Annotated in this window: 10 protein-coding genes and 1 pseudogene; 1 reads left to right on the top strand and 10 read right to left on the bottom strand. The window is 38.0% G+C overall.

Features of this window, described 5'->3' with window-relative positions; translation table 11 throughout:
• The 8 genes from BBH99_RS01210 to BBH99_RS01175 form a co-directional block, all read right to left on the bottom strand.
• A partial coding sequence (locus tag BBH99_RS01210) for a glucuronate isomerase (RefSeq protein WP_165601859.1) occupies window positions 1–460 on the bottom strand: 460 nt, incomplete at its 3' end.
• Between the two features lie 241 nt (window positions 461–701).
• Entirely contained in the window at window positions 702–1,517 is an 816-nt protein-coding gene (locus tag BBH99_RS01205) for an SDR family oxidoreductase (protein ID WP_066690867.1), read from the bottom strand.
• 32 nt (window positions 1,518–1,549) lie between these two features.
• On the bottom strand, window positions 1,550–2,725 hold the full coding sequence (gene uxuA, locus BBH99_RS01200) for a mannonate dehydratase (protein ID WP_066690866.1): 1,176 nt from the start codon (window positions 2,723–2,725) through the stop codon (window positions 1,550–1,552).
• A gap of 78 nt (window positions 2,726–2,803) precedes the next feature.
• Window positions 2,804–4,762: a RagB/SusD family nutrient uptake outer membrane protein gene (locus tag BBH99_RS01195; protein ID WP_066690864.1), complete on the bottom strand. Its 1,959-nt coding sequence runs from the start codon at window positions 4,760–4,762 to the stop codon at window positions 2,804–2,806.
• Between the two features lie 13 nt (window positions 4,763–4,775).
• A complete protein-coding gene (locus BBH99_RS01190; RefSeq protein ID WP_066690861.1) occupies window positions 4,776–7,670 on the bottom strand; it encodes a SusC/RagA family TonB-linked outer membrane protein in 2,895 nt (964 codons plus the stop codon).
• A 94-nt stretch (window positions 7,671–7,764) separates the two neighbouring features.
• Complete coding sequence (gene xylA / locus BBH99_RS01185) at window positions 7,765–9,093, bottom strand: xylose isomerase (protein ID WP_066690859.1); 1,329 nt, start codon at window positions 9,091–9,093, stop codon at window positions 7,765–7,767.
• Between the two features lie 107 nt (window positions 9,094–9,200).
• Window positions 9,201–10,685 (bottom strand): xylulokinase, encoded by a 1,485-nt coding sequence (locus BBH99_RS01180; RefSeq protein WP_066690857.1) that lies wholly within the window; start codon window positions 10,683–10,685, stop codon window positions 9,201–9,203.
• Between the two features lie 16 nt (window positions 10,686–10,701).
• Window positions 10,702–11,427: an NUDIX hydrolase gene (locus BBH99_RS01175; RefSeq protein WP_066690855.1), complete on the bottom strand. Its 726-nt coding sequence runs from the start codon at window positions 11,425–11,427 to the stop codon at window positions 10,702–10,704.
• Window positions 11,428–12,514: 1,087 nt separating this feature from the next.
• Here BBH99_RS01175 and BBH99_RS01170 point away from each other — a divergent pair.
• The gene (locus tag BBH99_RS01170; RefSeq protein ID WP_066690853.1) at window positions 12,515–12,973 is read left to right on the top strand and encodes a hypothetical protein; all 459 of its coding nucleotides are present in this window, start codon (window positions 12,515–12,517) and stop codon (window positions 12,971–12,973) included.
• A gap of 50 nt (window positions 12,974–13,023) precedes the next feature.
• Here the strand turns inward: BBH99_RS01170 and BBH99_RS01165 are convergent, their stop codons facing one another.
• Both BBH99_RS01165 and BBH99_RS22195 read right to left on the bottom strand, forming a co-directional pair.
• Complete coding sequence (locus BBH99_RS01165; protein ID WP_066690850.1) at window positions 13,024–13,521, bottom strand: hypothetical protein; 498 nt, start codon at window positions 13,519–13,521, stop codon at window positions 13,024–13,026.
• A gap of 531 nt (window positions 13,522–14,052) precedes the next feature.
• A pseudogene (locus tag BBH99_RS22195) lies at window positions 14,053–14,349 on the bottom strand (hypothetical protein); the annotation flags it as partial.

The following is a 14,349-nucleotide window of genomic DNA, read 5'->3' as shown; positions in this document are numbered from 1 at the left end:
AATTCTGAATGATGGATTGTGGTAAAAAGCCGGATGTCTGCAGACTTTCATTCATCTGATGGTATACGGTATCTGCATTATTGGGAGATAAATATTCATTGATTCCAAAAGGATTTTTGAGCTCCAGATGCGTCCAGTGAAATAATGGATTCCGAAGGGTATACGGCACCACTTCTGCCCATTTCATGAATTTTTCGTGATCTGAAGCATTTCCGGAAATAAACTGTTCATCAATGCCAAAATTTCTCATGGCTCTCCATTTGTAATGGTCACCATCCAGCCAGATAGCGGTTGGAGAACGGAAATTCTGATTGGCAGCAATAACGTCCGGCTCCAAATGATTGTGGTAATCGATCACCGGCATATCTTTAGCATAATCGAAATACAGATTCTCTGCCTTTGCCGATTCAAGCAAAAACAATTCTCCGAAAACGTCTTTATTTTTAGTGGAATTACTCATGATTTATTTTTACAATCCTGGATTTTAATTAACTTGTTTAAACTCTGCAAAACCACAAAGTCACAAAAGCTTTATTTTAAAACACTTTAGCTCACTTAAGAATGTTTAAAATGATTCTGCAGAAAAGTTCACATAAGGTGAAAATCAAAGATTTTCACAACACTTAGGCGTCTACATTTAAAAACAGAATCCTTAATGAACCCATTAAGGTCCTGTTTGATGATATGAAGAAATTAGCTTTTTATACTCCGCTGAATGCGCTGAAACCTCCGTCAACAGGAATCAGTGCGCCCGTGATAAAACTTGCGGCATCAGAACAGAGAAACTGTACAATTCCGTTCAGTTCCTCTACTTCTCCAAATCTCTGCATGGGTGTTTTCGCCATTACTTTTTTACTTCTCTCGGTCAAACTTCCATCCGGATTTAAGAGGATAGCACGGTTCTGATCACCAATGAAGAATCCTGGTGCCACGGCATTAACACGTATTTTATCTCCGAATTTCAATGCCAGATCAGAGGCCAGCCATTGGGTAAAATTGGTGATTGCCGATTTGGCGGCAGAATATCCGACCACTCTTGTAATCGCTGAATAGGCAGCCATGGAAGAAATGTTAATAATGTTGCCACTTCCCTGCTCAGCCATTACTTTTCCGAAAACATAGCTCGGGTAAACGGTTCCGTTGATATTGAGATCAGTAACCTCTGCCCATCCCTTCATATCCATATCAAAAAATGACTGTTCGGGTGATAAGGTTGCTGACGGAATATTTCCACCGGCTATATTGAGCAGAATATCAATTCTGCCATACTTTTCTTTTATTTTCTCTGCAGCAGCTTGAAGGCTTTCAATATCCATCACATTGGCTTCTACAGCGAGTGCATCACCTCCCAGATCTGTCAATTCTTTTACGCGGGCATCCAGTGTTTCCTGGTTTCTTCCCAGTGCAACAACTTTTGCTCCAGCTTCTATAAAACTTTTGGCAAGGCTGCCTCCCAAAACGCCCGAAGCCCCTGTGATGACTGCTACTTTGTTTTTAATACTAAACAGGTCTTTCATTTTACTTTTTACTATTTTATTACAAACGCAGATTAATTTTTCTGTAGTTCTGACCGTACTGCGGCCATTACTCCTTCGATCTGACCTAATGCCAGCATTCTTCCTAAAAATGAATAGCCGGGATTATATCCTTGGCCAATATCTTCTGTTAAAAGTCTTCCGTGGTCAATTCTCATAGGAAGATCAGGATTTTCTTTTTCGAAGACACGGATCACTTCAATGAGTTTTCCTCTTCCTCCCAGGTGATGAGCCTCGATAAAATCGCCATTTTCAAAGACATTTGTGCTTCTCAGGTGAACGAATTTGGTTCTGTGGGCAAATTTCTGAGCCAGTTTCGGAACATCATTCTGAAGGTTGGCGCTTAAAGAACCGGCACAGAACGTCAATCCGTTGTGAGGGTTATCAACAGCTTTCAGAAGCCAGTCAATATCTTCCTCATTGGTCACTATTCTGGGTAAACCCAATAGTGAAAACGGCGGATCATCAGGATGTACACACATCTGGATATTCCATTTTTCACAGACAGGCATTATTTTTTCAAGGAAATACTTCATGTTTTGGCGAAGTCTGTCTTTATCGATTCCATCATATAACGCCAATAAACTTTTGAATTTTTCCACAGGATTCAATTCACCTTCTTTGATATTTCCATTTACGAATCCCTGTGTTTTTACAATGACTGAGTCTATCAGGTCATTGTTATCTTTTTCCGTTAAGGTATTTTTTAATTCTTCTACTTTTTGAAGGATTTCTGAGCTGTAATCGCTTTCTGCTCCCTCTCTTTGAAGGATATGAATTTCGAAGTACGCAAACTTGGCTTTATCAAAATAAAGTGATGACGAACCGTCTTCCCATTCGTGAAAGAGGTCGGTTCTTGCCCAGTCGAGAACAGGCATAAAATTGTAGCAAACTGTTGTAATACCTGCTTTACCCAGATTTTCAAGGCTCGTGATATAATTTTCTATTAAAGAGTCACGGTCTTCACCTCCGTATTTGATGGCTTCGCTTACGGGAAGACTTTCCACAACAGACCAGCGAAGTCCGTGGCTTTCTATATAGTTCTTATAATCATTGATGGCCTCCAGATTCCAGATTTCTCCGTTTGGGATATCATGCAGGGCAGAAACAATTCCTTCTACTCCAATTTGACGAAGTGTGCTGAGTGCTATTTTGTCTTTTTTACCAAACCAACGCCAGGTTTTTTCCATAATCTTAAAATTTAATTCAGTTAAACAAAGCAGGTGCTTTCACACCTACTCTGTTACTGATATGAATGTAGAATGAAATTAATTGTATCCGGGATTCTGATATTTTGCCTTAATATCAGCAGAAACTTCCATTGCATCAATCTGATTCTGAGGAATGGGTCTCAGATAATGAAAAGGTTTTATCGTTCTTGTTACCGTTTGCGGATCATGATCTCCATAAGAAGCTCCTCCAATCTGATAGGTTGCTGCATAATCTCCCCACTTCTGTGTACGTACCAGATCATACCATCTGTAGAATTCTCCATAATATTCACGGGATCTTTCTGCAAGGATATAATCAATGGTAATTACGGATGGCGTAGCGGCAATCATTGCAGCACTGTTATCGGCTACATAAGCCGTATTCTGAGCATTATTGAACTTCCATTTTCCGGCACGGGCACGGATAACATTGATAAGATCTCTGGCTGTCATAGCTCCTGCAGCTCCTTTTACGGCTGCTTCCGCTGCGATAAAATAAAATTCCGAGAATTTGGCTACGCTGAAAGGACGGGTTAAACCTGCATTTGGATATCCTAAACCGTTTGGATCATCAGTGCGGTAAGCTCCTATCTTCCATAGGCCCGGATATACAATCCTGCTGATTCCGTTTGGTGCAATTACCCAATCTGCTCTCCCCGGAAGGATTCCTGCTCCTACACCGCTTTGTCCGGATCCTGTAGGATAAGAAGGAGTCTGGCTGTCATCATTCAGGAAGCTTAAGATAGCTCCTCCCGGCTGTACAGGCAGATTATTGGCGTTATAAAGTACAGGAACTGTTGTAAGCCCTGTTCCAGTCTTGTTCCAGTTTCCTCTGTACGTGGTAACAAAAGTACCATCATAACGGGAATCGTTGGTTTTATCTGCAAAAGTATTTTTAATAACCCCTAAGGTAGGACACATACGAACCCACGGACGTCCCAATGGCTGTGCTGCTTCTCTCTGTACTGCACTTACAATGTCTGCACCAATCCATGCTGTTGTTTTACTGCTTTTGATCGCCGTATAATTCCAGGTCTGCATCCAGGCTGCAAAATTGTCCGGAGCCCAGCCTGATCCAAATCCTACAGGATCACTTTCATTATAATAAGTACTTGACTGTGTATGGTCTGCATACAGCATAGATTCGGTATTCCTGTCATTTGAACCTACGTTGACATCATAGAAAGTAGGCTGAAGCCCATAGTTTCCGGGATTGTTGATTCCCTCCATTGCAATATCATAAGCCTGCTGAAAATACCACTGAGCATTATGCCCGTCAGGATCATTTCTTGTCGCTTCAGGATAAGTTGGGATCCCGTTAGGGTTCTGCAGCCACCATCCATAGGTTAAATATGCTTTGGCAAGCATAAGTCTTGCTACGTTTTTGGTTACGCCTCCGGTTACCCTTGGTGCGGAAGGCAAATTTTCTATTGCTTTTTTAAGATCTGCAAAAACAGTTTTTGTATAGACTTCCGGTACAGTATTTCTTACAGAATTTGTAGACGGGAGCGTGTTGTATTTCAATTCTCCTGCTCCTAAATCCAGAGGAACGCCTCCGTAGGTCTGAACGAGCATGAAATAGTAGAATCCACGGAAGAAACGGGCTTCAGAAATCATAGATTCTGCAATTCCGAATCCGGGTCCTTTTTCAATAATTCCATTGGCTGTATTGATATACGGGAACACGGAGTTCCAGACCATACTGGTAGGAAAAGTATTGGAGTTGATATTACCGTTTCCGGACATATCCAGTTCTTTAAAGTTACCGTCTGCACTTTGTGCCCAGGTAGATTCATCAGTTCCGTTCTGACAGTTACTCATAAAGTATCCGTTACCGTACAATAATCTCAGCTGTCTGTATAAAGCTGTAAATCCCTGATTAACCCCATCTGGTGTATTAAAATAATCTGCTGTATATATTGATCTTGGCTGCTCATCAAGAATTTCATTACACCCTGTAAATGTTAAGGACAAAAAGATGGCTCCCAATAGCAGTTTTTTGTTAAAATTTATCATGACAGTACAGTTTTTAAAAGGTTAAGTTAAGTCCCATTAAGTAATTTCTTGTGGAGGGGTTATTGGTTCCTATAACAAGCTGACGGCTTTGATATCCGCTTACTGCCTGGTTTTCATTTCCGAAAGAGTTTGGTTCCGGATCCATTCCTGAGAATTTATGATAAGGAGAGAATAATACTACCGGATTGGTTACGGTAAAGTAAATCCTCAAGCTGGAGATTTTCAAATCCTTCAAGAAATCTTTATTCACATTATAGCCTAATGTAATGGTACGAAGCTTAAGATATGAGGCATCAAACATGGCTAAAGTAGAAGAATACTTCGGATTATCACCACTCAAATGACGTCCCGGACGCGGAAAATAGGCACCGGTATTATCTTCTGTCCAGTAATCCACATCCACGTTATTTCCTCTTCCCGTTAATCTGTTAAGATAGCTTGCAGACCCGTAGATGGTACTTACCAGGATTCCTCCATGCTGGAATGCTCCTACTGTGCTAAGTTCAAAATTCTTGTAGGCAAAACGCATATTAAATCCTCCCTGGAATTTCGGGGCGGTATCAAAAATCTGTCTGTCATCCGGTCCTATTGCTCTTACCGGGGTTCCGTCAGCATTATAGCCTCCGGTGTAAAGCACTTTGATAGATCCTATAACATCCGCAGCAGTTCCCGGCTCTAGAATATTCTGATAAGGGTCATCAGCCTGCCAAAGGCCTATATACTGATAATCATACAATGAATTAATATTATGCCCTACAAACCATGAATTATTGATGTCACGTTGTGTTCCGGATGCAAGAGATAAAATTTTGTTTTTATTCGTATAGAAATTCACTCCGGCCTCCCATGTAAACCCATCCGGATTATCAAAGATGACACCGTTTAAAGAAACTTCCAGCCCTTTATTTTCCGTTTCGGCAACATTGGAAACGATGGATGACCAACCGCTTGTTGCCGGAAGACTTTTCTGTGTCAACAGGTCAAATGTATGGGTTTTGTAATATTCTACGCTTCCCGTAATTCGGTTGTTTAATATCCCGAAATCTAGCCCATAGTTCTGTGTTTTTGAATATTCCCATCCTAAGTTCGGGTTAGGTGGCTGATTTCCGTATATCCCTGTACTTCCTGCGTTTCCAAAATTATAGGGAGCTACGTTAAATCTTCCCATCGTAGAGTATGGCTCTACTGCCTGATTGGAAGTCTGCCCCCATCCGGCTCTGAATTTAAGGAGATTGATAACCTTAATATTCTGCATGAAAGATTCATTGGTAACATTCCATCCTAAGGATAATGCGGGATAAGTATGCCATTTGTTTCCCGGAGCCAGCCTGGAAGATCCGTCGGCACGAAGGGTTGCCGTAAGCATATATTTATTATCATAGGTATACATTATTCTTCCCATGGCAGACAGCAAACCGGTTTTCCAATATACCTGGTCTTCTGGTCTTACTGTAATATCTGCTTGTGGAGACTGCCCAAGGTTATAATACTGGAAGAAGTCTGCAGGAACATTCTTTGCACTCATATATGAGCTTGTATACTTATTTCCCTCCGCAGAATATAATCCTACCGCGTTAATCTTATGCTTACCAAATGTACGGTCGTATGTTAAAAGGTTTTCCAACACCCAGTGATAGGTCTGATTATTCCCTCTTCCTGCAGCCGACGGCCCAAGAGGATTTGTATTAAAAACTCCTACACCGGTATAGTTTCCACTGTTTGAGGTACGAAAATCCAATCCGATATTTAACCTGTATTTTAATCCTTTGATAGGAAGACTGGCCTCCCCATACAGATTGTTATAGGATGCAAAAGCCTTGGTTTCATCAATATACTTTTCTCCCAGACCTTCTAAACTTTTTCTGGTATAAATCCATGACTGATCAATACCTCCCGCCGTACTCATTACTCTTTTCGGACTTCCATCCGCATTATAAGGATTGGCAATCGGAGAATACCCCAAAACTGCCCCCGGATTCACTCCATTTCCTTGCGAGATGGAATAGTTTGTATTGGTTGTAAAACCGAATTTAAAGATGGATCCTACCTGCTGGTCAATCGCCATTCTCAAAGCAAATCTTTCATAACTTTGAATAGGAATTAGTGCATTTTGCTTGAAATAAGACAAACCTACATTATAATTTCCGCCTTCGGTTCCGCCTGCAACACCAACATCGTGGCTGGTCATCATCGCCGGTTTATAGTAAAGACTTTGCCAATCTGTATTGACACTGTTATTTTCATCAGCCCCATTTGAATACAGAGGTGTTTTATTTCCTGCAGGAATTGCATAAGCACGCAGCTGGGCAAACTTAGGACCATCCATCATAGGATATTTTGAAAACAAGGTCTGAACACCTGTAAAAGTATTGTAAGTAAATCTCGGTTTCTGACCTTTTGCTCCCCTGTTTGTTGTCACGAGAATAACTCCATTTGCTCCTCTGGACCCGTAGATTGCTGTGGCGGAAGCATCTTTAAGGATATCAATACTTTTGATATCACTTGAGCTTATATCTCCCAATGACCCTACGAAAGGAATACCATCCAACACAATCAAAGGGTTATTGTCCCCTGTAAGGGATCTTGTACCCCTGATACGGATCTGCATGGCAGCCCCCGGCTTAGTAGAAGTCTGCGAGATATCTACCCCTGCTGTTCTTCCCTGTAATGCCTGGGTTATGTTGGCAGAAGGCACTTCACGCAGGGCATCTCCTTTTACTGTAGCTACAGAGCCTGTTACAGCTTCTTTTCTCTGGGTTCCATATCCTATCACAACAACTTCATCTATTTTATTTTCTTTAGCTACTGTATCTTTCTTACTCTGTGAATATGCTATGCCGGAAGGCAATAAAGTCATTGCAAAAAATAATGCCGCTCTATTGCTTTTATTGAAATAAAATCGGTTCATAATTATTATTTTAATATTAGTTGTTGAACAAAAGGCTGTCTAATAATTATAGAGTATAAAAATCCTTAGTGTTTATAAGCCTTTTATCTTTTTATTATAGATACATATTCACGATGGCTTCAAACAATTCCTGTTTTCCGCTTTTGGGCTGTGGTTCACCAATTTCGTGAGCTATTCTCTGCAGATCTTCCAGGGTAAGCGAACCTTCTTCAAATGCTTTTCCGTTTCCGTTATCAAAAGAGGCATAGCGGTCTGTTCTCAGTTTTTTATAATCCGAATTTTCAAGAATATCAGCAGCAGCAAGAAGACCTTTTGCAAATACATCCATTCCCGAGATGTGCGAAATGAATAAATCCTCAGCATCAATAGAATTTCTTCTGATTTTGGCATCAAAGTTTACTCCACCTGTTCCCAAACCTCCTGCCGGAAGCAGCACAAGCCATGCCTGAACCATATCATAATAATCGATCGGGAACTGATCGGTATCCCATCCATTCTGATAATCCCCTCTGTTGGCATCAATGCTTCCTAAAAGTCCTGCATCTACAGCCGCCTGAAGTTCATGCTCGAATGTATGACCCGCCAATGTAGCATGGTTAACTTCAATATTTAATTTAAAGTCTTTGTCTAATCCGTAGTGTCTCAAGAAGCCAATCACAGTTTCGGAATCGTAATCGTACTGGTGTTTTGTAGGCTCCATTGGTTTTGGCTCGATCAGGAAAGTCCCTTTAAAACCTTGCTGACGGGCATAATCTCTTGACATGGAAAGGAAACGTGCAAGATGGTCTTTTTCACGCTTCATATCAGTGTTTAAAAGGCTCATATATCCTTCTCTTCCACCCCAGAAAACATAGTTTTCACCGCTAAGCGCTATGGTTGCATCAATTGAATTTTTCACCTGTGTTCCTGCGCATGCCACTACATCAAAATTGGGGTTGGTAGAAGCACCGTTCATGTATCTTTCATGGGTGAAAACATTCGCTGTTCCCCATAGAAGCTTGATTCCTGTCTCCTGTTGCTTTTGTTTTGCATATTCAACGATGGTTTGAAGGTTTTTCTCGTAATCCTTCCAGTTATTAGAGGGATCAACTAAATCGATGTCATGGAAGCAATAATAATTGAAGCCCATTTTAGACATGAATTCAAAGCCTGCATCCATTTTGTGCATGGCTCTGGTTACCGGATCATTTCCGATATCCCATGGATGGTGGATGGTAGGTCCTCCGAATGGATCGCTTCCGTTTGCACATAAGGTGTGCCACCATGCCATTGCAAATCTGGTCCAGTCTTTCATAGGTTTTCCCATCACGACTCTTTCTGCATCGTAATAGCGGAATGCCAACGGGTTCCTGCTCTCTTTCCCTTCAAACTTAATTTTTTCAATACCCGTAAAAAACTCTTTTGTACCTGTTAAAGTGTTCATATTTATTTGATTATTTTTAATTTGTTTTTTAATTTTTTGCGTAGAGATCCCCTTCTCACTGGTTCTTAAGAGTCAGTAAGAGGATGAAAATTGCTGTTGTAGTTGTCCTAGATTATTTCGTTAAGATGATGTTTCCATCTGGCATAAGCTTCTAAATATTGTTCTTGTTTTTCGTGTTCAGGCTCTATCACCGCTATTTTTTCAAGTGAAGAAAATGCTTCTCCGGAATCTGAATAAAATCCTATTCCCATTCCCGCGGCTCTTGCTGCTCCTACCGCTCCATCGGTATCATAAAGTTCAATGACGGCATTGCTGACACTGGATAGCGACTGGCGAAAGATTGAACTTAAAAACATATTGGCATTTCCTGCACGGATTACCTGGATATCCATTCCGATAGTTCTCATAATATCCATTCCGTATTCGTAAGAGAATACGATACCCTCCTGCGCAGCACGCAGTATATCTCCTTTAGTATGTATATTGAAATTAATTCCGTGAATGGAACAGCTTGTGTCTTTATTTTCCAGTACTCTTTCTGCCCCGTTTCCAAAAGGAATAATACTCAATCCTTTTGAACCAATCGGTGAAAGTGAAGCCATATCATTCATATCCCCGTAAGAAGAAAGTGAAGTTGCAAAGTTGTGCTTTAGCCAGGAATTTAAAATTCCGGTCCCGTTAATGCACAGTAAAACTCCCAGCCTGATCTGTTCCGGTGTGTAATTGACGTGGGCAAATGTATTGACCCTTGATAGTTTATCATATTCCAACTGATCCAGAACTCCATATACCACTCCGGAAGTTCCTGCTGTAGAGGCAATTTCTCCGGGGTTAAAGACATTCAGGGAAAGCGCATTGTTCGGCTGGTCTCCTGCTCTGTAAGAAATAGGAGTACCTTCTTTTAAGCCCAGTTCTTCAGCTGCAGTTCTGGAAACTGTTGCCTGAATACCAAATGTAGGTACAATTTCCGGGAAAAAACTTTTCGGAATCCCATAATAATTAATGATATCTTCCGAAATACAATTGTTTTTGAAGTCCCAGAAGATCCCTTCTGACAATCCCTCTATTGTTATTCCTATCTGCCCTGAAAGCCTCATTGCAATATAGTCTCCCGGAAGCATTATCTTGTCTATCTTTTCAAAGATTTCAGGTTCGTTTTCTTTTACCCATGCAAGTTTTGATGCTGTAAAATTTCCCGGTGAATTTAATAAATGAGACAGGCATTTTTCTTCACCTATTGTTTTGAAAGCTTTTTCTCCATAAGGCACAGCTCGGCTGTCACACCAAATAATAGACGGTCTTAAAAGGTTCTGATCTTTATCTACCAGAATCAACCCATGCATCTGCCAGGTAATTCCAATTCCCTTAATATCTTCAGCATGTACTCCTGATTCATGCATAACAGCTTCATGTGCCAATTTCAGATTGGTCCACCAGTCAACCGGATTTTGCTCTGCCCATCCCGGATTTATAGCAGTGATTTTCATTTCTTTTTTGGGAGAAAATTCAGAAGCAATCACTTTTCCACTGGATGCCTCGATGAGACAAACTTTCACAGAAGAACTGCCAATGTCATAGCCTAGTAAGTACATAATTTTTTAAAAAAGGTTATTTTATAAGTTTTGTATTGTTTTTCTTGTAGATTTTAGCATCAAACCTGTAATATCTTGCTGCGCGGTGTGATACATCTTTTTGAATTTCATCCAAAGGAACAATATAGGGGAACGATGATATTTTTTTATGAAAATTCTTAATATCAATATTTTTTTCACTTAAAGCACTGTATAACTGGTAAAGCTGTCTTATGGTGAATCTTTTGGGCAGCAGCTCAAAAATGATAGAGAAATCAGATTCAATCCATTTTCTGATCTCCATGAAAGATTCATTGATGATTTTGTTATGATCAAATGGCAATGCCGGAACCTCATCAATAGGATACCAGTCTACGGTATCATATTTTGTACTGTTAATCTTATGATCTATTTTACAAAGGGAAAGATAAGCCACTGTAATGATCCTGTCTATATGATGTTTGTATTCCTGATCCATCCATTTGATATCATGCACATTACTGGCTCTCATAGGATCAGCAAAGCATTTGAACTGTTTGAGAACCATTTTTTTTATCCCAGTAAGTTCATGAAGTACCCTTTGTGCTGCATCATCTACATCTTCATCACTAAAAATCAAGCTTCCGGGAAGCTTAATCTGTTTTTCCAACGGCACATCATCAACATGGCGTTGTACTAATAATATGTTCAACCGGTTTTCATGGTCAAATCCAAAGACAACACAATCTACAGAGACATAGGTATGGATAAAGTTCTGATTCATTAGTTTGTTAACATTTTGGTAACATTACAAATATAAAAATTCATCTGAATAAAAAAAATAAATCAGCCACTATCTACTGCTTATCAACACCTTACATATCGAATTTTTATGATATCAATTGTATAAAAAATATGATAAGGTTATCATTATTTTTACACTTACTATTTTCATAAGACATATATTCACAATTAATTGCAATGCCCCAATATTGAAAAATTGAGCAGTTTTTTTTGAATAATTTTTATGATAAGAAGAATCGTATTTTTTTTATTTTATCTGCAGAAAAAAATGTAAAAAACACACTTTTTATTATTAAAAAACCAATAAAACCACATCTATTTTTACCAATTTTTCTAATCTAACATCAAAAGTTTTATGAAAACATTAAATTTATAGTTAAGGATTATTACTGGTGAACTAACATTAAAATTGCCAAAATGTTCAAAAAACAGAAGAAATCTAAAAAGATGACTATACAATATTCTTCCCATCCTGTTTACATAATAATTAGATTTAAAAGAATTTGTAATGAGGATAAATAAACCATTGATTTAATAAATATTGTTTTATAAAATCAATACAATCTAATGTTATTAAAATTGATAAAATATGGGTAAGAAATTGGGTTACGCTTATAGATTAGTTTTTTGTGTTCTATCTATATGGTATTTCACTAATGTAATATTGGATTTACATAATAATATATACAGGGATATCCATCGAATATCTGAATATTTTAAAATCTGTCAAAGGTTATGAATATAAATTCTATCCAGCTTTATTTTCAAGCCAACCTGGCCTGTTGAACACGCTATTAACCGGATTAAAAACAGAAAAGTATCAACTCTCAATACCAACAAACTACATTTTTATTCTGACTAACCTTGTAACTAATAAAATTCTCAAATATTTTAATTATTCATCTGAAAATATAACAGTTGCTTACCCGGAAAATATTAAATAAATTTGAGAGATAACAGTATTGTAAAATTCATCAGGCATCGTGAATAGTAATGTAAAGAATGTTTGATAATACTTTCCAGATCATCTGTGGGTATTTGGATTATAACAAACAAATTTTGACTTTATGAATTTCAAAAACATCAAATATTTCTTTCTTGCATTCTTAATAACAGGTTTCATCTTTACAAAAAGTATATTGCCTGTATCCTATCAGGTTCGCACTATCATTGGCTTCATTTTATTGATAGTATATTTTTTCGGAGCCTATATCTTGATTTATCGCCCTATTGTTTCAGACAATAAACTCAAAAAACATTTATTCTTAAGACTTGGTGTTCTTATTCTTTTGCTGCTCATTGCACTTATTTCATTATGGCAGTTTAAGGACCAGAATATTGGAATGGGAGCAGGATACATCCTCTATTTTGTAATGATGGTATTAGGATATGCCACCCTGCTCTATGCCATTATTGAATCTTTGTTGTTATACTCAAAGAAAAAATATGAACAGACCACTATTAATCTTGCTTTAGTATTAGCTATATATTGTTTTGTAATGTTTAGTGGGTTATTCGGGTTTTAATTCTTAGACGGATTAAAAAAAAATGAATCTCTGAACAAACGAAGCTTATCCTAGGAATTAAAATAATAAGTCGTAGTAAGATCTCCTTTAAAATCCGGCTTAGCTTCCTGTTTTTTTGTATTAAGTTCAAATAACCTTTCGCCATTCTTATTTCCGGCACGTATCTTCAGTGAAAACCATCCGTTGTCCAGATTCAGTTTTATGCTGTTTTCATCATTAATACTTGAAATATCTTTTAAATAGCCAATACCAACCACTCTCAGTTCGTTATTGGAGGTTTGAAATATCCAGCCATCAGACTGTGCTGCAACTTCTTCATTTCCCAAAACCTGATCTTCGTTTGCAGAAATACAGAATGAATAATAATCTTCTTCTACTCCTATTACAGGAATAGCAATTCCTGATCTTGTTATTACATCTCCATGTTCATTTTCTACAAAATATTTCAGGATATTATTTCCCGGCAGATTATGATCCTGTAGATATTTTGCTAAAAGCTCCGGACTGTATATAACAAAGCCTTTAAGTTCTGAAAATATTTTCTTCATATTATTTTTATTAGATTGGTTTAGAATATTATTTGCCAAATCCGGCTATACTTTTTTATTATGTAACATTTTAACTCATCCCTTTTGGCATTAATAAATACTCCTGAAACAAAAGTTTCAGAAACAGTTTAATTTAAAGTGAATGGCTAATGGAGAATGTAAATTTAGACGTAGCGAATCAGATAATCTTTGAGTAAATTCTGTTCCTGCTACGAATGTTAAAATTCCTGTTTTATTACTGTCATAATCTGTAAATTTTATTCGTTAATAATACTTTGTACGGTGTGATGGTCAAACAAATATAAAGCGGTTATTTATATTCAAAAAATTTTAAGGCCTTAATCTGAAAATTTGTAGTAGTTCTACGACTTTTGAACAATAATTCCATCATACCAGATATAAAAAAGCTTATAAACAACTGTAATTTAAAACCATATGAATAACAAAATCTATTTATATAAAACTATTTTTAAACACTAACTTGGGAAATAATTAACCTTTTTATACTATCCAAATAAAAATGACTACAGATTAGTCCTTTGCCGTCATTTTGTTATATTGATTATTTTGTTTCTGGAGTTCCAGTGCTTTTTTCAGATAAACATCAGACTGATCTAAAAATTCCTGTTGGGTTGATTGTATTTCATAATGAGGAATAATGCCCTGCCCTTTTTTCTGGTCAGGAAGATTTTGAGCATCCTGAATCACATGAACAATGGAAAAGCCAGTCTGAATACCCGTGTTGGGAAGTTCATACACTAATGGAAGATGACCGTTATGTTCGTAATATCCGCCAACCGTTTCCTTTCCAATCACTATAGCATTGGT

Source organism: Chryseobacterium contaminans (genome assembly GCF_001684955.1).
Taxonomy (GTDB): Bacteria; Bacteroidota; Bacteroidia; order Flavobacteriales; family Weeksellaceae; genus Chryseobacterium; species Chryseobacterium contaminans.
This window is presented reverse-complemented; position numbering and strand designations above follow the sequence as displayed.

Excerpts from the sequence above, each read along its gene's own strand:
- uxuA (WP_066690866.1), bottom strand. The coding sequence starts at position 2,725 with ATGGAAAAAACCTGGCGTTGGTTTGGTAAAAAAGACAAAATAGCACTC.
- BBH99_RS01165 (WP_066690850.1), bottom strand. The coding sequence starts at position 13,521 with ATGAAGAAAATATTTTCAGAACTTAAAGGCTTTGTTATATACAGTCCG.
- BBH99_RS01195 (WP_066690864.1), bottom strand. The coding sequence starts at position 4,762 with ATGATAAATTTTAACAAAAAACTGCTATTGGGAGCCATCTTTTTGTCC.
- BBH99_RS01170 (WP_066690853.1), top strand. The coding sequence starts at position 12,515 with ATGAATTTCAAAAACATCAAATATTTCTTTCTTGCATTCTTAATAACA.
- BBH99_RS01205 (WP_066690867.1), bottom strand. The coding sequence starts at position 1,517 with ATGAAAGACCTGTTTAGTATTAAAAACAAAGTAGCAGTCATCACAGGG.
- BBH99_RS01175 (WP_066690855.1), bottom strand. The coding sequence starts at position 11,427 with ATGAATCAGAACTTTATCCATACCTATGTCTCTGTAGATTGTGTTGTC.
- xylA (WP_066690859.1), bottom strand. The coding sequence starts at position 9,093 with ATGAACACTTTAACAGGTACAAAAGAGTTTTTTACGGGTATTGAAAAA.
- BBH99_RS01180 (WP_066690857.1), bottom strand. The coding sequence starts at position 10,685 with ATGTACTTACTAGGCTATGACATTGGCAGTTCTTCTGTGAAAGTTTGT.
- BBH99_RS01190 (WP_066690861.1), bottom strand. The coding sequence starts at position 7,670 with ATGAACCGATTTTATTTCAATAAAAGCAATAGAGCGGCATTATTTTTT.